At 67.0% G+C, this 23,694-nt stretch carries 20 protein-coding genes; 8 read left to right on the top strand and 12 right to left on the bottom strand.

The window, feature by feature from the left end:
- Positions 1–37 precede the first annotated feature (37 nt).
- Positions 38–2,362, top strand: coding sequence for a xanthine dehydrogenase molybdopterin binding subunit (gene xdhB, locus KY501_RS38240; protein WP_224368811.1), 2,325 nt, complete (start codon positions 38–40; stop codon positions 2,360–2,362).
- 9 nt (positions 2,363–2,371) lie between these two features.
- Here xdhB and KY501_RS38235 read toward each other — a convergent pair whose 3' ends face one another.
- Positions 2,372–3,610, bottom strand: coding sequence for a threonine/serine exporter family protein (locus KY501_RS38235; protein WP_309243033.1), 1,239 nt, complete (start codon positions 3,608–3,610; stop codon positions 2,372–2,374).
- A 115-nt stretch (positions 3,611–3,725) separates the two neighbouring features.
- Here KY501_RS38235 and KY501_RS38230 point away from each other — a divergent pair, with 115 nt between their 5' ends.
- Both KY501_RS38230 and KY501_RS38225 read left to right on the top strand, forming a co-directional pair.
- The gene (locus KY501_RS38230) at positions 3,726–4,286 is read left to right on the top strand and encodes a GNAT family N-acetyltransferase (RefSeq protein ID WP_224368809.1); all 561 of its coding nucleotides are present in this window, start codon (positions 3,726–3,728) and stop codon (positions 4,284–4,286) included.
- An 8-nt stretch (positions 4,287–4,294) separates the two neighbouring features.
- Positions 4,295–5,098 (top strand): pseudouridine synthase, encoded by an 804-nt coding sequence (locus KY501_RS38225; protein ID WP_224368808.1) that lies wholly within the window; start codon positions 4,295–4,297, stop codon positions 5,096–5,098.
- A 24-nt stretch (positions 5,099–5,122) separates the two neighbouring features.
- On the opposite strand, the gene KY501_RS38220 is transcribed toward KY501_RS38225, so the two are convergent.
- From KY501_RS38220 to KY501_RS38185, 8 genes are all read right to left on the bottom strand, one after another.
- Positions 5,123–5,635 (bottom strand): hypothetical protein, encoded by a 513-nt coding sequence (locus KY501_RS38220; protein ID WP_224368807.1) that lies wholly within the window; start codon positions 5,633–5,635, stop codon positions 5,123–5,125.
- Positions 5,636–5,644: 9 nt separating this feature from the next.
- Positions 5,645–5,884, bottom strand: a complete 240-nt coding sequence (locus KY501_RS38215) for a hypothetical protein (RefSeq protein WP_224368806.1) — start codon at positions 5,882–5,884, stop codon at positions 5,645–5,647.
- A gap of 301 nt (positions 5,885–6,185) precedes the next feature.
- Complete coding sequence (locus KY501_RS38210; protein WP_224368805.1) at positions 6,186–8,723, bottom strand: hypothetical protein; 2,538 nt, start codon at positions 8,721–8,723, stop codon at positions 6,186–6,188.
- Between the two features lie 6 nt (positions 8,724–8,729).
- Positions 8,730–9,317, bottom strand: a complete 588-nt coding sequence (locus tag KY501_RS38205) for an RBBP9/YdeN family alpha/beta hydrolase (protein WP_224368804.1) — start codon at positions 9,315–9,317, stop codon at positions 8,730–8,732.
- 23 nt (positions 9,318–9,340) lie between these two features.
- Complete coding sequence (locus KY501_RS38200) at positions 9,341–10,804, bottom strand: M48 family metallopeptidase (protein WP_224368803.1); 1,464 nt, start codon at positions 10,802–10,804, stop codon at positions 9,341–9,343.
- Positions 10,792–12,915 carry a tetratricopeptide repeat protein gene (locus KY501_RS38195; RefSeq protein WP_224368802.1) on the bottom strand — a complete coding sequence of 708 codons (2,124 nt, stop codon included), beginning with the start codon at positions 12,913–12,915 and terminating at the stop codon, positions 10,792–10,794. The genes KY501_RS38200 and KY501_RS38195 overlap by 13 nt, the downstream gene beginning before the upstream one ends.
- An 82-nt stretch (positions 12,916–12,997) precedes the next feature.
- On the bottom strand, positions 12,998–13,933 hold the full coding sequence (locus KY501_RS38190; RefSeq protein ID WP_224368801.1) for an SDR family oxidoreductase: 936 nt from the start codon (positions 13,931–13,933) through the stop codon (positions 12,998–13,000).
- Positions 13,930–14,736 (bottom strand): lysophospholipid acyltransferase family protein, encoded by an 807-nt coding sequence (locus KY501_RS38185; protein ID WP_224368800.1) that lies wholly within the window; start codon positions 14,734–14,736, stop codon positions 13,930–13,932. Before KY501_RS38185 ends, KY501_RS38190 begins: the two co-directional genes overlap by 4 nt.
- Before the next feature lie 141 nt (positions 14,737–14,877).
- Between KY501_RS38185 and KY501_RS53765 the strand changes: the two genes are divergently transcribed.
- Entirely contained in the window at positions 14,878–17,769 is a 2,892-nt protein-coding gene (locus KY501_RS53765; RefSeq protein WP_304608691.1) for a PAS domain S-box protein, read from the top strand.
- Here the strand turns inward: KY501_RS53765 and KY501_RS38165 are convergent.
- Positions 17,735–18,133: a VOC family protein gene (locus KY501_RS38165; RefSeq protein WP_224368799.1), complete on the bottom strand. Its 399-nt coding sequence runs from the start codon at positions 18,131–18,133 to the stop codon at positions 17,735–17,737. The two genes, KY501_RS53765 and KY501_RS38165, sit on opposite strands and share 35 nt — an antisense overlap.
- A gap of 280 nt (positions 18,134–18,413) precedes the next feature.
- Here KY501_RS38165 and KY501_RS38160 point away from each other — a divergent pair, with 280 nt between their 5' ends.
- The 3 genes from KY501_RS38160 to KY501_RS38150 are packed head-to-tail and all read left to right on the top strand — an operon-like array spanning position 18,414 to position 20,606.
- Positions 18,414–18,800, top strand: coding sequence for a hypothetical protein (locus KY501_RS38160; RefSeq protein ID WP_224368798.1), 387 nt, complete (start codon positions 18,414–18,416; stop codon positions 18,798–18,800).
- Positions 18,801–18,842: 42 nt separating this feature from the next.
- Positions 18,843–19,775 (top strand): DUF488 domain-containing protein, encoded by a 933-nt coding sequence (locus KY501_RS38155; RefSeq protein WP_224368797.1) that lies wholly within the window; start codon positions 18,843–18,845, stop codon positions 19,773–19,775.
- 9 nt (positions 19,776–19,784) lie between these two features.
- Positions 19,785–20,606: a DUF8758 domain-containing protein gene (locus tag KY501_RS38150; protein ID WP_224368796.1), complete on the top strand. Its 822-nt coding sequence runs from the start codon at positions 19,785–19,787 to the stop codon at positions 20,604–20,606.
- A gap of 49 nt (positions 20,607–20,655) precedes the next feature.
- Here the strand turns inward: KY501_RS38150 and KY501_RS38145 are convergent, their stop codons facing one another.
- Both KY501_RS38145 and KY501_RS38140 read right to left on the bottom strand, forming a co-directional pair.
- Positions 20,656–22,098, bottom strand: coding sequence for a radical SAM protein (locus KY501_RS38145; protein ID WP_224368795.1), 1,443 nt, complete (start codon positions 22,096–22,098; stop codon positions 20,656–20,658).
- Complete coding sequence (locus KY501_RS38140; protein ID WP_224368794.1) at positions 22,095–22,985, bottom strand: M28 family peptidase; 891 nt, start codon at positions 22,983–22,985, stop codon at positions 22,095–22,097. Before KY501_RS38140 ends, KY501_RS38145 begins: the two co-directional genes overlap by 4 nt.
- Positions 22,986–23,034: 49 nt before the next feature.
- Here KY501_RS38140 and KY501_RS38135 point away from each other — a divergent pair, with 49 nt between their 5' ends.
- A complete protein-coding gene (locus KY501_RS38135) occupies positions 23,035–23,688 on the top strand; it encodes a TetR/AcrR family transcriptional regulator C-terminal domain-containing protein (protein ID WP_224368793.1) in 654 nt (217 codons plus the stop codon).
- The last annotated feature ends 6 nt before the right edge of the window (positions 23,689–23,694 follow it).

The following is a 23,694-nucleotide window of genomic DNA, read 5'->3' as shown; positions in this document are numbered from 1 at the left end:
TGAAGTTGCTCCGCAGCACCCTGAGAATCCGAGCCCCGTGCACGCCCCGGCGCTGCACGAGAGCGGGTTGAAGCACACCAGCGGCGAGGCGCTCTACGTGGACGACATGCCGTCGCCGCCGGGCACGCTGACGGGGTGGGTCATCACCTCGCCGCACGCCCATGCGAGGCTGGGGCGGCGGGATGCGAGCAAGGCCCTGGCGCTGCCGGGAGTCCACGCCGTGCTCTTCGCGCAGGACATTCCGGGGCACAACGACATCTGCCCGGTGAAGGGCGTGAACGACGAGCCCCTGCTGGCGACGGACGAGGTGCACTGCGTGGGGCAGTCGGTGGCGCTGGTGCTGGCCGAGAGCGCGGCGCTCTGCCGTCAGGCCGCGGCGCGGGTAGAGCTGGAATATGAAGTCCTCCCCGCCTGCCTGACCATTCGCGAGGCCATCGAGAAGGGCGCCTACCTGCCGCACCCGAGCAACCACCCGGCGCCGCATGTCATCCGCCGTGGGGAGCCGGAGGCCGCGCTGCTGGCCGCGCCGGTGCGCATCCAGGGCGAGTGCGTGACGGGAGCGCAGGACCACTTCTACCTGGAGACGCAGGTGTCCCTGGCGGTGCTGGAGGAGGACGGGGCAGTGCGCCTGTGGTCTTCGACGCAGCATCCCTCGGAGGTGCAGGAGAAGGTGGCGGAGGTGTTGGGGTTGGGGCGGCACCAGGTGACGGTGGAGGTGCCGCGCATGGGAGGCGGCTTCGGAGGGAAGGAGACGCAGGCGGCCCCGTTCGCGGCGCTGGCGGCGATGGGGGCGGTGTACACGCGGCGGCCGGTGAAGGTGTGGCTCAACCGGGATCAGGACATGGAGCAGACGGGGAAGCGGCACCCGTTCTGGGCCCGGTATGACGCGGGGTTCTCGGAGGACGGGAAGCTGCTGGCCATCAAGGCGGAGCTGGTGTCCGACGGCGGGTGGAGCAACGACTTGTCGCACGCGATCCTGGATCGGGCGCTGTTCCACCTGGACAACGCGTACTTCCTGCCGAACGTGGAGGTGATGGGGCGGGTGGCGCGGACGAACCAGCCGTCGAACACGGCGTTCCGAGGGTTCGGCGGGCCACAGGGCATGTACGTGATGGAGGAGGTGCTCAACCGCGCGGCGGAGCGGCTGGGGTTGGATCCGGCCGAGGTGCGGCGGCGCAACTACTACCGCGAGGCGCCCGAGCATCGGACGCACTACGAGCAGCCGGTGGAGGGCAATCGGATCCCGCGCATCCACACGGAGCTGCTGAGTTCGAGCGAGTACGCGCTGCGCCGGGAGCGGATCGAGCAGTTCAACGCTTCTTCTCGGTGGACGAAGCGAGGCATTGGCTACCAGCCGGTGAAGTTCGGCATCTCGTTCACGACGAGCTTCCTGAACCAGGCGGGCGCCTTCGTGGTCGTGTACGGGGACGGCACCGTGCAACTGAACCACGGTGGCACGGAGATGGGGCAGGGGCTGCACACGAAGATGAGGGCGGTGGCGGCGCACGAGCTGGGCGTGGCGGTGGAGCGCGTGCGGGTGATGAACACCGCGACGGACAAGGTGCCGAACACGTCGGCGACGGCGGCCTCGAGCGGCTCGGACTTGAACGGGCAGGCGGTGAAGGCGGCGTGCGACGTGCTGCGTGAGCGGCTGCGGCCCATCGCGGCGAAGCTGCTGCAGGTGGAGGCCGGAGAGGCGGAGCGGATCGTTTTCGCGGGAGGGAAGGCGTTCCACCCGGGACGAGCGCAGCGGACGGTGAGCTTCGAGCAGGTGACGCAGGCGGCGTACCTGTCGCAGGTGTCGCTGTCGGCGACGGGGTACTACCGGACGCCGGACATCGGGTACGACCGGCTGACGGGGCGGGGCAAGCCGTTCCACTACTTCGCCTTCGGAGGCGCGGTGGTGGAGGTGGAGGTGTCGGGGCTGACGGGAGAGCACCGGGTGCTCCGGGTGGACATCCTGCACGACGTGGGTAGCTCGCTGGTGCCGACGATCGACAAGGGGCAGGTGGAGGGCGGGTTCATCCAGGGGTTGGGGTGGCTCACGTGCGAGGAGGTGCTCATCGACACGAAGGGGCGGCTCCTGACGCACTCGCCGGACACGTACAAGATCCCGGCGTTGGGCGATGCGCCCGAGGACTTCCGGGTGGCGCTGCTGGAGCGGGCACCGCAGGACAACACCATCCACGGGAGCAAGGCGGTGGGCGAGCCGCCGTTCATGCTGGCCATTGGAGTGGTGACGGCGCTGCGGCACGCCATTGGCGCCTTCGGCCCTGCGCGCACGGAGGTGCAGCTCGCGTCGCCGGCCACGCCTGAAGCGATTCTCCGAGCAGTGGAGGCGGCGCGGGGCGTTCGAGGCTGAGGGGTACCGTCAAAGCACCCGGCGCGGTGGCACCAGCGCGTTGGCGAAGAGCAGGCCTGCGGCGATGGCCACCGCCACCAGCAGCATGGAGAAGGCGGTGCCCACGCCGGACACGACATCCCGGGCGAGCAGGGACTCCAGGCTGCGAAACCCGAGGCTTCCTGGGACGAGCAGCATCATCCCCGGGACGATCATGACGACGGCTGGCCGCTGGCGAATTCGGGCCAGGACGTTGCTCGCCATTCCGAGTACCAGCGCGCCGACGAAGGCACCCAGCTCCGCGCCGAGGCCTCGGGTGCCCAACCGAGCTCCACCGAAGGCCAGCGCACCGGCGGCGACGATCCACAAGATGTCCGCTGGGCGGGCTCGAAAGAGGATGGCTACGGCCAGAGCCGCGATGACCAGGGACACCACCGCCGTCCACAGCGGCAGGGAGGGGGCTGAGACCAGGGGCGGAGGCATGGGCAGCAACTCGGCCAGTCGTTGCCCGAGCGCCACACCAAACGTGAGCTGAAGGAAGACGAGAGCTGCGCCCGTCAGCCGTGAGGTGCCGGAGATGAGGTGGCGCGTGGCCAGCTCGTTGATGGCCACGGTGAGCCCGAGCCCGGGGAGGAGGACGATGAGCCCCGCGAGCGTGGCGACCTGGACGGACAGCGGACCGAAGACACTGGCCGCCGTGACAGCCAGGGCCGAAGCCAGCAGGGCGGCCACGGGCTCCAGCACTCGGGACACGCGGAGGCTGCGATGCGTCAGCTGATCCAGCACGCCGATGGCAAGGCTGCTCAATGCCGCTACACCGATCTCTCGAGGACCTCCACCGAAGAGCCGGGCCGCGGCGCCGGCTGCGACCGTCCAGCAGAGCAGGGTGATGAAGCGCCCATAGCGAAGGGGGGACTGGAGAATGAACTCGACTCGCTGCGCGCCCTGCTCCGGTGAAATTTTCCCATGAATGACCTCTTGCGCGAGCGCATCCAGCAACGTCAGCCGCTCGAGATCCATTTCCCCAGGCTCCACGCGGATGAGGCTCGTCTGGAGCGCCTCGGCGGGGCCAAAGGAGGCGAAGATGGACGTCGGCGTGGAGAAGAAGCGCGCCTCCACACCGAAGCGCTCGGAGACCTGGCGTAGCTGCTCTTCCAAGCGGTGGGCGGGAGTGCCGTACTGGTGGAGGGCATGGCCCAGCCGGAGGATGAACCCCACCACGGGGCTGGGGGGCGGAGCGCGGAGCGCGGAGATGTGCTCGGGCGGAATCACGCGCGGCACATGGCAGAGCTATCGGAGCGAGTCAAACCTCTCATTCATGCTCGGAGTGCCGGGGCACACAGGCCTTGACGGCCGGACGTGGATGGCATGCGCTGCGCGTCCCATGGAACTGCTCACCCCTCGTCTGCGCCTGCGCGAGTTCGTGGAGGACGACTGGCGCGCCACGTGGCCCTACGAGTCCAATCCGGACGTCGTCCGCTACCAGTCCCACGGTGTCCGCACCCCCGAGGAGAGCCTGAAGTACATCCAGGACTCCATGGCCACGGTGCTGGAATCACCCCGGCGCATCTATGATCTCGCAGTGGTGCTTCGAGAGGACGGTCGGCTCATTGGCCGCTGCGGACTGAAGGTGGTGGACTTCGAGCAGCGTGAGGGCGCGCTCTGGTACGTGCTCCATCACTCCGAGTGGGGCAAGGGCTACATCACCGAGGCCTCCGAGGCGATGCTGGACTTCGGCTTCGGCTCGCTCAACCTGCACCGCGTGTGGGCGGACTGCGATCCGCGCAACCACGGCTCCATGGGAGTGGTGCGCAAGCTGGGCTTTCGTCAGGAGGCGCACTTCCGGGAGAACGTCTTCCTCAAGGGCGAGTGGGTGGACTCGGTCATCCATGCCATCCTCGACCGGGAATGGGCGGCTCGCCCGAAGCAGTATCTCCGAGGGTAGGCAGACCGTTGGCGCGGAAGACGAAGACACCGCGATGGCTGGAGGCGGCGCGTCGGCGCACAGGCCCTGTGTCGCCCGGAGCCCGTACGGACTGGCTGGCGCGAGCGCTGGGCCGGGCGGGAGTGATGCCTCGAGCAGAGGCGGAGAAGGCCATCCGCGACGGCCGGGTCGAAGTAGGAGGCCGGGTGGAGCGAGAGCCGTTCGCTCCGGTCCATTCAGGCGTGGAGGTGCGAGTCGATGGACAGGTCCGCAGCATGGAGGCTCCACTGCTTGTCCTGATGTTCCACAAGCCTGCAGGAGTCGTGGTGGCGGGAACGGACCCGGAGAGCGTAGGCACGGTGTTCGAGCGCCTGCGGGAAGTACTCCCGGCGGAGCTTCAGTGCTTCGAGTGGTATGCCATCGGCAGGCTCGACCGGGACACCACGGGCCTGCTGCTCTTCACCAATGACGAGCGGGTGGTGCAGCACGGAACCTCGCCGGACACGCATCTGCCGAAGCGCTACGTGGCGGACGTGGCGGGCCGGCCCTCGGAGGAGGCGCTCGCGAGGCTGCGAGAGGGACTGGTGCTGGACGACGGGCCCACGAGGCCCGCGGGAGCGCGGCTGCTCGGGCCGGAGCGGGTGGAATTGGTGCTGACGGAGGGGCGTCACCACCAGGTGAAGCGCATGCTCGCGGCCGTGGGGCACCCGGTGCGAACCCTCCACCGTGAAGCCGTGGGAACCGTGGTGTTGGACGTGCCCGTGGGCACCTGGCGCAAGCTGAGTGAGTCGGAAGTATCCGAAGGCCTCGGGTTCAACAGCACGAGTACATGAGGAGGCCCGGGGGCGCGGAAAGCTTTAGCGCGAAGAGCACTGCCGCGCGAACTCTACCGCCTCGCGAATACGACTGGATTGGGGCAATACCTTCCCTGCCATTTCGGCAATCTTCAGCGCGGCGTCGAGCTTGTCCTGCTGCCCGAGAACGCCAATCTGCCCTGCCCAGGCTGCCTCCAGCAGGGTTAGCGCTCTCTGAGCAGCTTCGGCAAACAAAGGCTCCGCATCCTGCGGAGCGTCCCGGACCACGTCGGTGAAGTGAGCAAGCTCGATGAGCGAGGAAACGTCGTCGCCAGAAGCTTCGACTGCGTCGCGCAGCGTGTGCTCGATCTCCGTGAAGTATGCCTGAGGATCAGTAACCTCGCTCTTGTTCAGCAGCATGGCTCGGCTCAGTGCCAGGCGCCCTGGGACGAAAGCAGGGCAGAACCCCACCACTTCACGGAGCGCTTTGACTCCCTGAGCGTCTTCCGCTGGCGAATGGGAGACGCTCCGAGCCGCTTCGAGCATCTGGCGCAGTTCATGGGGAGACTTGTGCATGCGAGCCACCTAGTTTTGTTGCATCAAGCGCTTGTACTCCTTGAGCAGTTTCAGCGCGGTTTGCAATTCCTTCTTCGTCGCGACGGCGAAGTCCTTCCGCTCCAACATGCGCTGGATCTCAAACCGGCTGAAGTCCTTGAGTTTGGCCGGGAAGCTGCTCACGCGTTGAAGGGAGGCAGGGATCTCCCCCAGCTTCATGGACTGGTCGGCGATGGCCTTGCGCAGCGCCGCTGCGGCCGACTCATCCACCAGGCCGGAGGAGCTTGCGTCGGAGAGGAGTGCCTCGGCTTCGGAGAACTGACCTTCGGAGATCAGATGGGTGATACGGGCCTCGACCGAGTTGTTACCGAATCCTCCACATTCACCGGCGCCTTCACACTTCGTAGAGGATGAGAGTGACTGCTCTGCAGCCTGGCTGGCAGAGGTTGCAGCACACGCGCAGAGCGAGGCCCTAGCGAGCAGTGTGACGAGCCAGGGCTGCAGCCGCCTTTACTTAACGAGTGTAACAGCCATCGAGGTGCCTCCTGACGTCCACAGGATACCGCACAGATCAGCGAGGCAGCTCGCGGACTCGCTCGGAAGCCACGGCCTTGGCCGTGAGCAGTCCCGTGCGCGCCACGTCGTCCCAGAGCTTCATTCGCAGCGCCTCCACCGTCGACGCCAGAGCCTGGATGTCCTCATGGAGGCGCTCGTTGCGCGGAACCATCTCCGCGTTCGTTACACGGGCTCGCAGCGACTCCAGCGTCCGTTGTTGCTCCTCCAGCGTCGTGAAGTAGGGCTCTGCCACGCCGCGCAGGAACTCACCGCGCTGCTCGCGGAGCGACTCGCCCGTTTCCTCCAGTGCCTTGCGCACGAGCCGCAGCGCCTTGGTGCCATCGAACACGCGTAGCGCCAGTCCCACTCGCACGTCCGCGCACTGTGCCAGCAGCGGATTGAGCCCCGGAGGGTACGCATCCAACCGAGCCTGGAAGCCCTTCACCCCGCGCACATACGCGTCCGTGTCTCCCGAGTAGAGCCCGAAGCGCAGGAAGTAGCCCCGGTACACATCCCGCGTCGCGTACTTCCACGCCTCACGGATGTCGTTCAGGTGGTAGTCCCGGAAGCCGCGCATGTACTCGAACAGATCCCTCACGTCCTTGCGGTTCCGGTAGGTCTCATTGCGCTCAACCTCGGGAGGGATCTCCGCACGGTTCGTGACCGCGTCGAAGATGGCGCGGCTCGTCGGGCGATCGGTGATGCCCATGTCTCGCAGCGCCGCGTAGTAGGTGAGCTGGCTCACGTGCCGGCTCAGAGAGAACGCCTCGTGGTACAGCGTCCAGAAGCTGAAGAAGGTGGCCTCGTCCTCGGCGGCCTTCAGCGCTCGGGCGTACTGCTCGAAAACTGGGCCTTCGGCGGGTGGCACGGGAGGCACGGGCTCGCCATCCACATACCAGCGCTCGAAGTCCGCAGGCCCCGGGAGCGTGTAGTTGCCCAGCGAAAAGTGGAACGCGTCATGGGACCAGTGGAGCCCCTGGAGCGCCCGGTTCTCACCCCGGTCGGCGGCCATGAAGACGCGGAACGCAGCCTTGAAGAAGGAGCGGTCCGCCTCGTTCTGCGGATAGGCCACGCGCACGCCATACTCATGCTGCAGCAGCGTCATCAGCCGCGCATAGGTAGGGGCCTGGAGCTGCTCCTGCTCGATGGACGAGTAGGTCTGCAGCCGCCGCTGCACCGTGGACCCGTGCGTCATCGTGTCGAGGAACGCGAGCCGAGACTCGACAGGGGAGGAGCGAGCCTCGCGGAAGGGATCCAGCCCCAGTTCTCTGCCCAGGGACAGCAGCCCGGAGACGATGATCGGATCGCGCACCCGGCCCTCGGCCACGGCCAGGGACAGCTCGGACGCGCGGATGAGGAACACGTCCTCCGGAAGCTCCCGAACCCGCGAGACATCCAGCTCACAGGCAACGCGGTGCCGCACCTCGCTGCTCACCGCGGGGGCCGGCTCCGCACCTGGCCCGAATCGCTGCAGCGCCCTCACCGCCACAGGCTGCCCGAGCGCCGAGCCGAGCCTCCGCGCCACCAACTCCGGGAGCGCCACGCGGGACTCCAGCGCACGGGTCTCGGCCTCCGAGAGGAAGAAGCCCGTGGCGTTCACATAGCGAGGGTGGATGGGCAGATCATAAAGAGGCTGGAGCACCCGACGCTCCAGGACGGCGGGGCGGATCTCGGACCAGAGGAGGAAGTACACCTCTCCGCCGAAGCGCACGAACGGGAGCACCACCAGCGACTGGCCCGAGCCCGGAGTCACCACCTCCCACCACTGGCCATCCAGGTGGACACGGTGAGCGCGGAGGAAGCGCAGGTCCGCGCCTGTCGGAGCCACCCGGCGCTGAAACCCCGAGGCCGTCTGCGAATCGAGAGATCGCTCGGCGAAGATTGCCAGCCGCTGCGCATCCCAGACGCGAGAGGCCGCCCGCTCCAGCAGCTCCCGAGCCCCAGGAGAGTCCTCGGCCGGAGCGCGGCGAGCCGCAGCCTCGGGACCCAAGAGGGCGTGCAGCAGCAGGGAGAGCTCCTCGCAGTGGAGGTGGGCACCGGCCTCCAGCTCGCGCAGGAGCGTCGACACGGGCCGGAAGAGCAGGCGGTGACGGCCGCCATCCCACTCCACATCGATCTCCGAGGAAGGTGGAGGATGAACGGCGACAAAGAGCGGCAGTACCAGCTCCGACAAGTAGCCGATGGAGCGCGCGTAGCTTGGCAGGGGGATCTTCAGCCGCCGCTCATCCATGGAGACGCGGGTGCGCGCATTGAAGACGGAGCGGCCGTACTCGAGGATATCCCCCGTCTCATCGACGCCCGCGAAGTCGATGCCCACGGGCTCCAGGCCCACCAGCGGAGCGCCGCGCAGGGCCCGAGAAGCGCGCCGACGCTGCAACACCCCGACGTGAAGCTCCCCCTCATGCTCGAAGAAGGGGATGACCTGGCGGGTGTCGAGCCGGCGGCGGCTGGCGACCTCGAACGTCGAGCCGCCGACCTCCCACGCTCCGAGCATGAGGAAGGACGGAGCACCCGTGAGGGGCTGGGGAATGGCTTCGGGGGAGGAGGAGGCCACGGGGCATTACTCCCGAGTGTTCACGGAGGAGCCGAAGTGGAAGCGCAGGGCATCCAGCACGGCAGGCTCGCGCGGATTGTTGAAGTGGCGAGCGCCGGGCGCGAGCAGCACCGTGGCGCCAAGCCGTTCCTCCCATAGGCGCCCGTTGCGCGCATGGTCCGAGGTGAAGGGATCATTGTCCGATTGCAGGACCACGAGGCGGCGGACCGCCGAGCGCACGCGCTCGAGATCCACGGGAGTCTCTACCCAGGGCACGAGGCTCTCCCAGGGTTGGTCCACATCCCACCACGCGGCCACGAGGAGCGCGCCCGCGATGGTGTGTCCGGGCGGGAGCCGGGCCAGGTAGCGGATGACGGTCTGGCATCCGACGCTGTGGCCTATGAGCACGGTCGAGGGATCGGGAACCGGCCCCACGGCAGCGGCGAGCGTGCCCACCCACGCGTCGATGGTGGGCTGAGCGGGGTTGGGCATGTCGAGCGTCTGCACCGAGGAGAACCCCTGCGGAGTCTCCCGGAGCTTCGCCTCGAGCCACGGATAGAAGTCGGTGTCGGGCCGGCCGGCCCAGCGAGGGACGATGAAGAGAAGCGAAGTCATGGGTGCGTGGCGTGTGCGGGGGCTCAGAGCTGATCGATCAAGTTGCTCCAGGTGGCGTATTGCTCCTCCGTCCAGACCCCATGGGTGAGCCACTCCACCATCGAGGCTGGTTCCACGACGTGGCCTTCATGCTGCACCCGTAGGTTGGCGCCGGGGCGGAGCTCGGGAGTGAAGCCGCGCTCGACGAGCGCCGCGGCCAACCACTGGGCCAGCAGGTGATGGGCGCGCTGCCGCTTGGCCTCGGGAGAGAAGATGTTGAGCCCGGCGGGCCGGACGCGATCCCACAGCCCGGCGCCCTCGCGAAGCAGCTCCGGCAGCGAGTCCAGCCGCGTGCGGCGGGGATCCAGGGCACTGCCGGTGAGCTGCTTGGCGATCTCCGGCAGGATGATCTTCTCGCCGAGCTCATCCCACCGCAGCGAGACCAGTCCACCCCGGGTCATCTGCGTGTAGAAGGCCTCCTCGGCGCTCTCGGCGCCTCCCAGCAAGTCGAGGCAGCCTCCCGAGTCCAGGTTCTCCAGAGGCAGAGGCGCGTCCGGGGAGACGGGCGCATGCTCGAGCGATCCCAGCCGCTCCTCGAACGGCGGGTGTGAGTCCCAGGGAGAGGGAGGCCGTTGGGTCTCCTCTGCGATATCGCTCTCGATCTCGGTGCGTCGGGACTTCTCCGAGAGGAAGAGGCGGAACCCCTCCAGGATGGGAACGCGGACGCTGCGCTCGATGATGGGGATGACGTCGTGCCGCAAATACGCGCTCCAGTGCGGCGCCAGCGCATGAACCTTGTGCAGGGCGCGAGCAGTGGCCTCAGGTCCGCAGGTCCGTGCGGCGAGCGCATCCGCGGCCAGTTCCTGCTGGCGCGAGACGGCACCCGAGACACGAAGGAACAGCTGCCCATAGAGCCGGAACGGCACATCGAGGAAGAAGGCCGAGTCCTCGAGCCGGTCCACGGCCAACGCGATGGCGCTCCGGGTGCGATACACCCAGGGGCCGAGAGTCAGATCGCCTCCGGCGTGGTGGCCGAACTCGTGCGCGAGCACCGAGGCCAATTCCTCGCGGGAGAGCAGGGCGAACAGCGGGAACCCCACGCCGACGACGGCCTCGCGCCGCAGGCCCCACCATCGCCGCTCGATGGCGATATAGGCCGTGGCCTGGTCCGCGAGGAACACCTTGCGAGGCACCTGCGTCCCCACGCGGCGGGCCACATCCTCGATGAGGGCGAACAGCGCGGGGAAGCGCTCGGGAGACAGGGACTCCATGTCCTCGCGCCGCCGCTGCCGGAACTTCCAGTGGGGCCGCAGCGCCCACAGCACGGTGAGCGCGCCCGCGGCGGCGAAGAAGCCGGCGCCTCCCAGGCCGCCGGAGTAGAGCGTCTCGGCAATGGGTACCCAGGCGAGCGCGGCCACCACGGTGGCGCCCAGCAGCCAGAAGCCCGCCCACAGCACCAGGGTCAGGAGCGCCCGCCGGGCAGTGCTCCGAGGGTTCACGGTTCCCATGAAGCGATGGCCTCGCTGACCGAGCCGTGGAGCCAGTCATCCTGGCGAGCCTGTTCCACCAATTGGCGGCGCTCCTGGGCGCTCAGGCTCGTGTTGCGCGAGCGCACGAAGCAGGCGGCGGCGCGCACCTCGGGATCAAGCTCGGCCTCGTCGAGCGAGACAGGCTCCCCGAGGACGAAGCGGCGGAACAGGTCGATGCTCTGCGTGTCCAGCACGTACGCCTGGAAGAGCGCCTTCTCCGAGTCGGTCGCGTGGGTCCGCACGGCCTCGCCGTAGGCCAGGGCCCAGACGTCGTGGCGCAGGTTCTGGACCTCCGAGGGATTCAGCCGGGCGGCGTGCTCCAGGGCGGTGTGCGGGTTGCGGCTCACCGTGGACATGAGGAGCAGGCTGGGCCTGTCCGGAGCGCCCTCGATGGGCAGGCCAGCATACGCGCGGAGGAACCACGACTTCTCGCCGGGCGAGTCGCGATCCTCCGCTTCGATCGCGGAGATGAGCTCATCCGCGGCCTGGCTTCCCTCGGTGTGAGCGACACGCGCGTAGAGGGCGGCGAGCACGGGCCGGTGGAGGGCTGGAGCCTCCGAGAAGAGCTGCTTCAGGAGCTCCAGGGCTTCACCGCGGCGGCCCAGGGCCAGCAGGGCCGTGGTCTCCATCTGGGCGGTGTCGGTGGCATCCTCGGCACTGAGCTTGCGCAGGGTCTCCCAGGCCTCGACCGTGCCCTTCCAGTTCCCTGTCCTCGAACGGTTGTAGATGAGAGCGCGGAGGATGGCCGGCTCCTGGGGGAAGCGCTGGGCGAGTTGCTCCACGCTGGTGAGTCCGTCGCGTCCTGTCTTCAGCCGCGCGTGAAGGTACTGCGCGACGGCGGAGTCCGGCTGAGCCTCGGCGCGGGCGCGATACTCCTCCAACAGCGCCCCGTGAGAGCCGGTTCGTTCGCCCACCCACTGATAGGCCCGGTGCAGCTCGAGGTCCTCGGGCCGGGCCTGAACCCCGAGCCGGGCGATCCGGAGTGCCTCCGAGGGCTCGGCCAGGAGCGCGAGTTCGAGCAACTGGTACGTGGTCGCCTGCTCCCAGCCCGAGGCGCGTGCGGATGCCTCGATCAGCGGCCCGGCGTTGGCGAGCTGATTCTGGGAGGCGAGCAGACGCAGGCACAGGGGAACCGGGTCCGCGCTCTGCTGAGGCGCGATGCCGACATGCGTCTTGCTCAGGCGCGAGGTGGAGCTCGACATCTTCAGAGACTCGGGAGGCTCCTGGAAGGCGTAGTCCACGTCGCGCACCGAGACGAGCTCTCGGCCACAATAGAGCTCGGGCTTGCTCTCGGGAGGAGGGCCGCTCGAACTCGCACGGTAGACGACGGTCTCGAAGTAGACCGGCGCGGCGCCGGCGATGTTCCAGGCGAGGACATCGAAGCCCGAGCTCACATCGATCTCAGCCGTGGAGACTTCCGCTCCGCCCTCGGTCAGCGCACGCCCCGTCTGCCGCCCGAACGGCACCGAGTTGAGGATGATCATCCCATGAGGAGGCACCGTCCGGGAGAGGCCCGCCAGCTCCACTCGCACGGATTGGCCAAAGCCGTTGATCACCCGCAGATCCTGGTAGCGCGAGTCATGGTAGGCCTTGAGGGCGCCGAGCATCACCAACGCGATCACTCCCAGGGCCAGGGCGCGGCTAAACAGCCAGGGCAGAGGCCCCAACGGCACGCGGGCGAAGATCGTCCACCCTCGGCGCATCATGTTGCTTTCCTGGGAGGGACGCACCACGTAGGCGCCCAGGGGGAGCAGGGGGATGACGAAGAGCGCGACGAGGCAGTGGGTAGCGATGTGCGTGCCGTCGTGCGCATCCTTGTCGGCATCGCCGAGCAGCGTGGCCCCGAAGCCGTTGAGGGTACCCAGGAACAGGTTTCCCTTGATGGGGCGAGCGAAGAGCCGGCGCTGGCGGAGCAGGGCGTCGATGAGCTCCCGGTGCGAGCGCAGGCGTCCGAGCCAGCGCGCCCAGAAGAGGGCCCGATAGAGCTGGAACGGGTCTCCGCGCTCCACCGCGCGGAGCACGCCGGGGTCCTCGCACAAGGGCTTCAGCTCGGGGATGCGTTGTACGAGCCCCGCTGGGTCCTGGATCATCCACTCATCTCCATCCGTGTTGCCGCGAGCCCGAAATCTTCGCCTCCGAGGCAGAGGTCTGCCAAGAGGGGGGCCGGGCGCCTCACCACCGGGAGCCGGGCAGCGGGACGGCCTCGCGGAAGATGCGGATGATGCGGCCCTCGTCGTTGGCGTATTTGAACCCGGTGGCCTCGCGGAACCGGCGGGTATCCACGACGATGGGGTACCTGATGTGGGCCAGGGCGCCCTCGGAGATGGCAGGGAACCCAAACCGTCCAACGAGCCGCTTCAGCAAGGGCCCAGGCAGTGGCACCGGGGTGCGCCCCGTCTCGCGGATGATGACGGAGAAGGGCATGGGCGGAGGGCCGGCCACGTTGAAGATGCCGCGGATGCGCTTCTCCAGCGCGAGTTGGATGGCGGTGACGACATCCTCCTCTTGAAGGACATGGAAGAGCGGATCATACCCGAGCACCATGGGTACCCGCCGTCCGCGCAGGAAGCTGGCGAGCGTGCCGGTGCCCGGGGCTCCCAGTGTGTACACGAGACGGAGCACGGCAGTGGTCATCTCGGGCAGCCGCCAGAGCGCGGTGGCCGCATAGAGATCGGCGGCCACTAGGTCCGCTAATTCCGGCGCCTTCTCCAGCGCACGAGGGGGCTCATCCTCCGTGTGGTACATCGGCGAGTCCGACGCGGCGCCATAGAAGGTGTGGCGCCCGACGAAGACGGCCTGTTTCACGCCATAGTCCCGGCAGTGATCGAAGACGGCCTTGGTGCCATCCAGGTTGATGCGGCCCCGCTCTCCCCCCTGCACGCTGAGGGCGGTGACGGTGGCCATGTGCACCACGGCGTCGGGGCGTCGGCGGCGGAAGATGTCCTCCGCGGCGCGCTTGCGCACGTCCACGCGGTGGAACTCGATGCCCGGAGGCGCGCTCGACCAGGGGCGCACATCCAGTCCGAGCACCTCATGCCCCGCACCCAGCAGCCGCCTGGCGAGCTGTCGGGCAATGCCTCCAGCGATTCCGAGGATGAGGACTCTCATGCTCGCAGCCTCCGGCTCCGGAGCTGACGGCCCTTCTCGATGAGCCCGGCGATGCGCGACTTCACCTGCTCCACGTAGCTGGCGATGACGTCATCATCCTCGTCCCCGGTGCCGGTGAGGGTGATCGGCTCGCCATAGTGGAGTTCCACGGGGGCGGGCAGGGGCAGGGGCAGCAGATAGGGCGTGACAGGGATGTAGGGCACGCCAACCAGGCGCCCCAGCTTGTAGAGATTGGCCACGGTGGGCACGGCGGTGCCGCCGCCGAGGATGCCCACGGGGATGATGGGGGTGCGCGTCTGCAGGGCGAGCCGGATGAAGCCGGTGCCGAAGTCCACCAGCGAGTAGCGCTCGCGGTAGAGCTTGGCGGTGCCTCGCGCGCCCTCGGGGAAGACCATGAGGAGCCGGTCATCCTCGAGCAACTGGCGCGCGTGCTCGGGCAGCCCGGTGAACTGGCCGGTGCGGCTCGTCCACAGGGAGGCGAAGGGGAGGTTGTTCATGAACTTCTCGACCATGCCCTGGCCCAGCCGGGGTTGCTCCATCTCCAGGAACAGGGAGGTGAGGAGCATGGCCCCGTCAATGGCATAGCCGCCGGAGTGGTTGCCCACGAGCATGGCCCGGCCGCGGGGCGGCACGTGCTCGATGCCGAAGCACCTCACCCGGAAGTAGTACCGGTACAGCACGGTGAACGCGGAGGCCGCGAGCACCAGGTGCTTTTTGGAGACTCCATAGGGGTCGACACCGAACTCGTTGAACGGCAACTCCAGCCGGTCCACCCGCTCCGCAATGGATTGGTCGCGCGCCACGGACACCACCGTAGCACTCCCGGAGCGCGAGGAGGCCCTTCTCTGCTCGCTTGCCGATGGGGAGCCCGGTTGAAAACCCAGCAGAGGATCTGTCCTTTCATCCATCCGAGGGAGTTCTGAGCGGGTGCCTACCTTGTCTGCATGGCAAACCCCGGCACCGAGACGGGCCACGCAAGCCTCCCTCTCTGTGACTTCATCCAGGAGCACCTGCGCACCATCCTGCGAGAGTGGGAGCACAGTGTTCGGGGCACGCCAGCGGCCGAGCGGCTGGAGAGAGCGGCATTGAGGGATCACGTGCCGCAAATCCTGGCGCGCATCGTCTACGTGCTCCGGAACCGCCACGCGAAAGGGCATGAAGCGCTGAGAGGACTGACGGACAAGCATGCGCTGGAGCGGTTGGACGAGGGTTACGATCTCCGGACGGCCACCGAGGAGCTGAGTGTCCTGAGAGACACCATCCTCGGCCTGTGGGCGCGGGAGGTATCGGGAGGCATCAATGTCCAACAGGTGCGCGAGTTCGACCGGGCCATCGACGAGGTGATTGCCGCCTCGGCGGCACGATTCGCCGAGGCGCGGGAGCGCACCTTGAGGGCCTTGGATCGGGTCTCCTCCGCGGCGCTCGGGACGGGGGACCTGGACACCTTCCTTCCTCAGTTGATGACGGTGCTGCTGGAGACAGTGGCCGCGGTGGACTCGGTGGCGATCCTCCTGCGGGACGAGCAGGACGCGCTGCACGTGCGCGCCGCCATCGGACTGGGAGCGGAGGAGCTCGAGGGCTACCCGGTGCGAGTGGGAGAGGGATTCTCGGGGAGGGTGGCCTCCCGCGAGGAGCCGCTCCTGGTGCGGGATGCGGCCATGAATCAGGAGGGGGATAGCCCGTTGTTCCGGAGCCAGCGGATCCACGCCCTCTACGGGGTGCCGCTCATCCACGAGGGCCGGGTGATGGGTGTGGCGCACATGGGCTCACGCACGGCGTATGACTTCTCGGATGATGACAAGCAGTTGCTGCGCACGATGGGACAGCGGGCCACCTCGCTCATCGTCCAGGCGCAACTGCTGGAGCGGCTCCGCGAGAGCGAGGCCCGGCTGCAGGCCATCATGGACCATGCCCCGGCGGCCATCTCCGTGAAGGACGCGGAGGGCCGTTTCCTGCTCGTCAACCGCCACATGGAGGCCCTGCACCGCCGCCCGCGCGAGGCGCTGCTCGGGAAGGCGGGGCCGGAGGTTGGGTCCGAGGATGTGGCTCGCCGCTTGCGAGAAGTGGAGCGCCAGGTGCTCGCCGAGGGCAGGCCCGTCACCGTAGAGGAGGTGGTGCCCGAGGAGGACGGGCCTCACACCTATCTATCGGTGAAGTTCCCCATGCCCGGTGGGAGCGGACGGCGGGCTGCGCTGGGCGGCATCTCCACGGACATCACCGAGCGCAAGCGGATGGAGGAGGCGCTGCGCGAGACGGGCGAGATGATGCGAGCGGTGCTCGACACGGCGGTGGACGCCATCATCACCATCGACGAGGGCGGGGTGATGCAGGGGGTGAACGCGGCGACGACGCGGCTGTTCGGGTACGTACCGGCAGAGCTGATCGGGCGCGGTGTGGGCATGTTGATGCCGGAGCCCTACCGGAGCGAGCACGACGGGTACATCAGCAGCTACCTGCGCACGGGCATCCCGAAAGTCATCGGGACAGGGCGCGAGGTGTGGGGCCTGCGCAAGGACGGGAGCACCTTCCCGATGGAGCTGTGCGTGAACGAGACGGTGCTGCCGCGGGGGCGGTTCTTCACGGGGATGGTGCGGGACATCAGCCAGCGCAAGGAGGCGGAGCGGGTGCAGGCGCTGCTGCTGGAGGCGGGGACGGTGTTGGCGCAGTCGCTCGATCTGGAGACGACGCTGCGCAGCATCGCCTCGCTGGCGGTGAATCACCTGGCGGACTACTGCATGGTGGATCTTCGGGGAGAGGACGGACAGCTTCACCGGCTGGAAGTGCTGTCACGAGATCCGACGTACCGGGAGCTCATGCGCGGGGCCATGGCGTATGTGCCGCGGCTGGGCTCTTCGAGTCCAGTGGCCCGGGTGTTCGAGACGGGAGAGCCCAGTACGGTGGACATCACCCCGGAGTGGCTGGATGCGGCGGCGGCCAACGCGGAGCACCGGGCCTTGCTGGAGAAGCTGGCACCGCGCTCGTCGCTCATCCTTCCGTTGAAGGCGTGCGGGCGGACGCTGGGGGTGATGAACCTGGCCTCGATGGAGCCGGAGCGCATGGCAAGGCCTTGGGTGAGGGTGGTGGCGCAGGGGCTGGCGGACCGGGCGGCGATCGCCATCGACAACGCGATGTTGTACCAGCAGGCGCGCGAGGCGGTGCGGGTGCGCGAGGACGTGGTGGCCATCGTCAGCCATGATCTGCGCAACCCGCTGAACGCCATCACCTTGTCAGCGACGATGTTGATCAAGCGCGAGGGGCTGGACGCGGGAACGGCGAAGACGGCCACGCGCATCTACGCGGCGGCGGATCGGGCGCACCGGTTGATTCGGGACCTGCTGGACTTCACGCAGGCCCGGGTGGGCGGCATTCCGCTGAACCCGGGCCCGGTGGACGTGGTGGGGCTGGCGCGGCAGGTGGTGGAGGAGATCCAATCCGCGTACCCCGAGCGCCTCTTGGAACTGGGGGGCGCGAAGGAGGGGCCGGTGGAGGGGGATCCGGACCGGCTGGCGCAGGTGATGGCGAACCTGCTGGGCAATGCGGTGCAGCACAGCCCAGGGGACACGCCGGTGCGGGTGACGGTGCGGGAAGAGCCGGACGCAGTGCTCTTCGAGGTGCACAACGAGGGAGCAGCCATCCCCACCGAGCTGCTCCCCGGGCTGTTCGAGCCCTTCCAGCGGGGGAAGGAGGCGGGGATGGGAGCGGGAAGGAGCTTGGGGTTGGGGCTCTTCATCTCGCATCGGATCGTCGCGGCGCACGGGGGGCGCATCGAGGTGCGCTCCGAGGTGGGGGACGGGACGACGTTCACCGTTTGGTTGCCGCGTCGTCCCAGGCAGTAGCGTGCGAGTCGAGGGCTCCGCGCTGGGGTTGGACGACGCAGAAGCGGTGGCCGGAGGGCGCCTCGAGGACCCACCAGCGCTCCTTGACGAAGGCGATGCGCTTGGCGCCGAGTGCCTCGAGCCGCTTCACCTCGGCGTCGAGATTATCGGTCTCGATGTCGAGATGGATGCGGCTGTCGTGGGTGACTTGCTGGAGCAGGAGCATGGGCTCCTCTTTGGAGGAGGTGAGCTCGCGGTAGTTGCCGCTCTCGGGCGTGGGGGGCACGACGGCCCTGCCGAGGGCGCGGCTCCAGAAGGTGGCGGCGGCGTCGATGTCGTCGACCTTGCAGTCGAGGATGAAGTTGGACAGGCGGCTGCGGTGCATGGGACCTCCCAGGGGTGAAGTAGTGGGCCCTACCCTATCCGTTCGGTGGGGGCTGCGTCTTACACATTTCCGGCGACGGTTCGGAGTGACGCCGGGGCAGGCGCGGACGGAGGCGGGGCAGCGGCTGCTGGCGATGCAGGGGGGAGTGGCCAAGCGGTCGAGACGGCAGGGGCGCAGCGGATGAAGTGAGCTATGGTGCGCCGGCATGAGATGTGACTCCTGCCATCTTCCCGAGCCTTCTGCGTATGTGGAGCTGCATCACAACGTGGGGATGCTGTTCATGCGTCGAGAGTTCACGACGGAGGGACAGCTGTGCCGCAAGTGCCTGAACAGCGCGTTCTGGCACCACACGTTGAGGAATGTGACGTTGGGGTGGTGGGGGACGATCTCGTTCTTCATGACGTGGTACTTCCTGGCGACGAACCTCATCGCCTACCTGCGAGCGAGGAGCGAGCTGGGCGAGGCGCTGCCCAGGGAAGCGCCTCGTCCGTCGGTAGTGACGGGGGAAGAGGCGCAGCGAATCCTGGTGCCCTTCGAGCACAACGTGAGGATGTTGCTGCGCTCGGGGGACGCGCCGGAGACGGTGGCCAGGGACCTGGCAAGGACCCACGGAGTGGAACCCACGGCGGCACAGCACTTCGTGGAGCAGATCCGCGCGACTGAGTGACGCGGCGCGAGAGCAGGAATCGAGCGCCTAGGAAGGGAGTGGATGGTGCTGTCGAACACGAGGACATCGCAGCGAGGTGCACCCGCGCTCTTTGCGCGACAGAGGCAGCTTCTCGCACTGCTTGACGCGCTTGGCGGCGCGGCGGAGAACCGCGACTTCCAGAAGCTCTTGTTCCTTTACTGTCAGGAGCCCGACTCTGGTAGCCCGTACGAATTCGTGCCCTACAAGTACGGGGCGTTCTCGTTCACCTCTTATGCTGACCGGCGAAAGCTCATCGAGCGTGGACTGTTGGCGGACGATGAGCAGCACTGGCGGCTCACGGGTGAGGGACGGAGGGCGGCCGGCTGGACGCAAGACTTGCAGTTGAGCGCTTTCACACGGCGTTTGCACGGCCTTCGGGGTGATGCGCTGGTGGCTGAGACATACCGCCGCTTCCCGTACTACGCGACGAGGAGTGAGATCGCGGAACGCGTGCTGCGAGGGGATGTCGCTGCTCTTGAACGAATCGCGGCAGCACGTCCGGTGAAGAAGCCTGCAGCCGTTTCGACGATTGGGTACGAGGGACGCACGCTCGAGAGCTACCTCAACGAACTCCTGCGTTCGGGGGTTACATTGCTCTGCGACGTTCGCAGGAACCCGATCAGCCGAAAGTACGGATTCTCGAAGAGCACGCTCGCGAAGGGTTGCGAGGGGGTGGGTATTCACTACGAGCATCTGCCGGAACTGGGGATTGCCTCCGAGCAGCGTCAGAGCCTCGAGTCGCAGGAGGACTATGATGCGCTCTTCGCCGAGTACGAGCGGAAGAGCTTGCCGAAGCAAACCGAGGCCCTCACGAAGATTGCGGACTGGGTGCGCTCCGGTAAACGCGTCGTACTGACCTGCTATGAGTTGTTGCCGCAGCAATGCCATCGGCATTGCGTAGCTGAGGCTCTTGAGAGCAGATTCGGGAAGGAGTTCGCAGCGAAACATCTGTAAGGGGGGAGCATGCGGAAGGAGCGCATTCTCATCACGGTAAAGACGTACCCGACGCTCTCGAAGAAGTACGGTGAGACCGTGTGCACTGCCGGTGTGCGGGAGGACGGCACGTGGATCCGCATCTATCCCGTACCCTTCCGAAGGCTTGAAGAGAAGGAGCAGTACAGCAAATTCGATTGGCTGGAATGCCGCTTGGTCCGCAACGCGTCTGATCCGAGGCCTGAGACATTCAGACCGGTTGACGAGAATGAACTCCAGCCCGTCGGCCATATCGATACCGCCAACAACTGGCGCGAACGCCGTCGCATTCTCCTGCAGACCGCACGGGTCTACGACCGGCTCGACGAGCTGATCGCAGGCGCGAAGGCCAATCAGGTTTCTCTTGCCGTGTTCAAGCCTGCTCGCATCTCGGACTTCATCTGGGAAGAGGACACACGAGATTGGGACCCGGAGAAGCTACGGCAGATGCGCGAGTTTCATAATCAGCTCGAGCTCTTCGCGGATAACAGCTGGCGGAAGACCTTTCAGGTGATTCCGAAGCTCCCATACAGTTTCTCGTACCGATTCGAGGATGCTGCTGGGAAGAGCAGCGAGATGCAGGTGCTCGACTGGGAGGCCGGAGCTCTCTACTGGAACTGCCTGCGCTCCGCGGACGGCGATGAGTCACAGGCCCTTGCGAAGGTCCGGCAGAAGTACTTCGACACGTTCCTCAAAACCGACCTTCATTTTTTCCTCGGAACCACGCAGCAGTTCCACTTCGTGGCGCCAAACCCGTGGGTGATCATCGGCGTATTTCAGGTTCCCCATGAGCGGCAGCTCGACCTCTTCTAACGCTGGATGCAGCAGGGGAATGCACTCCATCTGATGAATCGGGACGGCTTCAGCCCATGTGGTAGCGCGCAGCCCTTTCGTCATTCTCGTGAAGCGTTTGCACTCTCCGATGCGCCAGGAGGCCTGCGATGGAGTCGGCGTAGAACATGCCTTCAGGGGTGAGATGAGCGACGCGGCCCTCGAACCGGACGAGTCGAGCTTCTTCGAGAACCTCGAAGTGTGAAGGGAAGTCCGCGAACGGGTTGGTTCCGAAGAAGCGCTCGTACGCCGAACAGTCGAACTGGAGCCGAGCCAGGTTTCGGGTGAGATGGAGCAAGCGCATGTCTTCAGGCGCGTAGTCGAAGACCGAGGCAACGGCGTTCTTCTGCTGGCTCATCGCGTCGGTGAACGCCTCGCTCGTGCCGAGGTTCCTCCACTTGGTCGCGCCTTCGTGGTCGCGCCATGTGAACGTGGAGAGTGCTCCAGGGCCGAAGCCGAGCCCATCCCGGGCTGCGGGATCGAAGCTCGCGAGTTCGTAGATGAAGCGGCGAGGGCTCTGGGCGACTTCTGTACGCTCGAAGTTCGTGAGCGTCGTCTGTGTGTAACCCTGTTCGAGCAGCGTCTCGCGGATGGCCAGCCAGCTCGCCAGGGCCCTGGCTGCATCCGGCATCGCCGAGACCAGGGCGACATCTCGCGCCCATTCTGTGTCGAGGTCCGCCGTCAGCACCAGGTTGTACACGCAGATCTGGTCGAGCCCGAGCTCGATGGCTGTGCGCACATCGGCAAGGGACTGCTCTGCCGGCGCCCCGGGCAGATTGAAGAGGAGGTCCGCGGAGACAGTGAACCCGCGCTGATGAGCGGATTCGACCACACAGCGGACGTCGTCAAGATTGCCGAAGGCATCGCGGCCCATGCGGCGGAGCCACTCCCTGTCAAACGTCTGGATGCCCATGCTGATGCGCCGATGCCGCGCCTGGGGGCTTGCCAGCAGGTCGAGGAGGGCCTCATCGTGAAGCAGGAAGTACTTCGGAACTCCCTCGAGGGTGAGCTCCGTGCCACGGAGATCGAAGGCCGATGCCAGGCAATCGAGCAGGCGCTTCATCCCCGCTGGGGGCGTGAGGTTGGCCGTGCCGCCACCGAAGTAGACCGCGTCGATGGAGCGTTCGCGGAGAGCAGGGTGCCGCAGGACCGTGTGCTCGATCTCGTGGGCGACCTGCTCGACGACGCGGTTCATCGGAGCATGGGTGAACTTCTCATGAGGGAAAGTGCAGAACCCGCAGCCCTTCACCTTCGGATTGCAGAACGTGTGGGGCAGGATGCCAACAATGAGTGGGCGAGCGGGGTCGAGTTCGACTCCGCGAAGGGGATCGAAACCTCCGCGCACGGTTCGCAGGAGCGGGGCCATGGGATAGCCCTGAAGCAATCGATGACGCTGGGGGCGGGACATCCGGCGATGCAACTCGTGGCGGAGCGGGTTCCGGAGTTTCTCACCGGACTTCGAAGCGAAGATCATCTGGCCTCCTCCTGGGAGACGAGCGCGCAGAGAAGCTCTGCGGCCTCTCGCATGAACGTGTAGTCCAGCGTGTCGGGGGTATCAGTCGCCTGGTGGTAGTGGGGATTCCGGAAGTTGCCGGTGTCGGTCCAGAGCACTGCGGGGATACCGGCGTCCCAGAAGGGAAAGTGATCGCTGCGTCTCAAGTCGGGAAGGAGCCGATGCAGCGGGCCCCATGTCTTGGCCGCGAGCAACCGCAACCTGGGAGCTGCGGCGGAGTTCACCGCGAGGTCGACCGTCGCGTTCGAGTTCCCTGTCGCAAGCAGGCCAAGAAAATCGGGGACCTTCATGCGTGAGGGGGCCCAGGGAAGAGGCAGCCTCTGAGGCACGGAGGAAGCTCTGAATCCGATCATCTCCAGCACGTGAGTCAGACGTACCGGGCGGTGCAGCTCGGGCAATCCGTGGGTCACGAAGTCGCGGCTGCCGAGCAACCCATCTTCCTCGGCGTTGAAGGAGATGAAGCCGACGGCCAGCCCGCGCCGATTCTCCGAGAGCACGCGTGCACACTCGAGCATCACGGCCAGCCCGCTCGCGTTGTCGTCGGCACCGGGACAGTCCGGCACACTGTCGTAGTGGGCGGAGATCAAGGTGAGCGGGCGCGTACTCGCGGTGCGCGGCACGGCCACGACGTTCTGGTAACGGCCTTGAAGCTGGACGGAAAATCCATAGCGCTCGAAGGCTTCTGCGAGCTCGTCACGAACCCACGCATTCTCCGAGGTGTTCGCGAAGAGGTGTCGGGGGATGGCCAGCCGCTCCACCCACTCTCGGAGTTGCCTGCCGTCAGGGGCGGCCCCTCGCTGCAGGGGACGAATGTTTTGCTCGGGTGCCGCCCGCTCTTGGATCCACATGGTTGACTTACACAGTAAGCTTATGGTGTAAGTCCGTCAAGAGGTTCAATTGAAGAGAGCAGTCAGGCGTGAAGCGCTTTCCAGGGAACGGATCCTCCAAGCGGCGCTTGCCATCGTGGATCGCGAGGGGTTGGAGGCGGTCTCGATGCGGCGGGTGGGCGAGGAGTTGGGCGTCGAAGCGATGTCGCTCTACAACCACGTCGCCAACAAGGCGGCCATCTTCGACGGCATCTTCGAGACGGTGCTGGCCCAGATGCCTCCGGTGGAGCGGGTGGCAGGGTGGCAGGAGGCGTTGCGAGAACGGGCCCATGGCCTGCGCTCCACTCTCCGAGCCCATCCGAATGTGGTTCCGATCTTCGCGACGCGCGCTGCCGTGACGCCCGCGTCGATCGCGTACGTCGAGGAAGGGCTCGAAGTCTTGCGTACCGCCGGCTTCTCGGCCGAGGACGCGCTGAGTGCGTTCCAGGTCGTGCTGGCGTTCGTCGTCGGACATGCGCTCGCCAGCTACGCACCGACAAAACCGGACGAGGACTCGCGCCCTGCCTATGAACGTCTGAGCGAAGAGGCGTTCCCGCGGATGCGGGAGGCAGCCCAGGTGCTGGCGAGTTACGACATCGAAGAGGAATTCAAGTTCGGCCTGGAAGCGATGCTGGCCGGCATCGAAGTGCGCACATCGCAGAAGGGACGGCGGAAGCGCGGATAGCCCGTG

The sequence above is a fragment of the Hyalangium versicolor genome (genome assembly GCF_020103695.1).
Taxonomy (GTDB): domain Bacteria; phylum Myxococcota; class Myxococcia; order Myxococcales; family Myxococcaceae; genus Hyalangium; species Hyalangium versicolor.
This window is presented reverse-complemented; position numbering and strand designations above follow the sequence as displayed.

Coding starts and splice junctions, on each gene's coding strand:
- KY501_RS38230 (WP_224368809.1), top strand. CDS start 3,726: ATGGAACTGCTCACCCCTCGTCTGCGCCTGCGCGAGTTCGTGGAGGAC.
- KY501_RS38220 (WP_224368807.1), bottom strand. CDS start 5,635: ATGCACAAGTCTCCCCATGAACTGCGCCAGATGCTCGAAGCGGCTCGG.
- KY501_RS38205 (WP_224368804.1), bottom strand. CDS start 9,317: ATGACTTCGCTTCTCTTCATCGTCCCTCGCTGGGCCGGCCGGCCCGAC.
- KY501_RS38200 (WP_224368803.1), bottom strand. CDS start 10,804: ATGGGAACCGTGAACCCTCGGAGCACTGCCCGGCGGGCGCTCCTGACC.
- KY501_RS38195 (WP_224368802.1), bottom strand. CDS start 12,915: ATGATCCAGGACCCAGCGGGGCTCGTACAACGCATCCCCGAGCTGAAG.
- KY501_RS38190 (WP_224368801.1), bottom strand. CDS start 13,933: ATGAGAGTCCTCATCCTCGGAATCGCTGGAGGCATTGCCCGACAGCTC.
- KY501_RS53765 (WP_304608691.1), top strand. CDS start 14,878: ATGGCAAACCCCGGCACCGAGACGGGCCACGCAAGCCTCCCTCTCTGT.
- KY501_RS38165 (WP_224368799.1), bottom strand. CDS start 18,133: ATGCACCGCAGCCGCCTGTCCAACTTCATCCTCGACTGCAAGGTCGAC.
- KY501_RS38160 (WP_224368798.1), top strand. CDS start 18,414: ATGCGTCGAGAGTTCACGACGGAGGGACAGCTGTGCCGCAAGTGCCTG.
- KY501_RS38155 (WP_224368797.1), top strand. CDS start 18,843: ATGGTGCTGTCGAACACGAGGACATCGCAGCGAGGTGCACCCGCGCTC.
- KY501_RS38150 (WP_224368796.1), top strand. CDS start 19,785: ATGCGGAAGGAGCGCATTCTCATCACGGTAAAGACGTACCCGACGCTC.
- KY501_RS38145 (WP_224368795.1), bottom strand. CDS start 22,098: ATGATCTTCGCTTCGAAGTCCGGTGAGAAACTCCGGAACCCGCTCCGC.
- KY501_RS38140 (WP_224368794.1), bottom strand. CDS start 22,985: ATGTGGATCCAAGAGCGGGCGGCACCCGAGCAAAACATTCGTCCCCTG.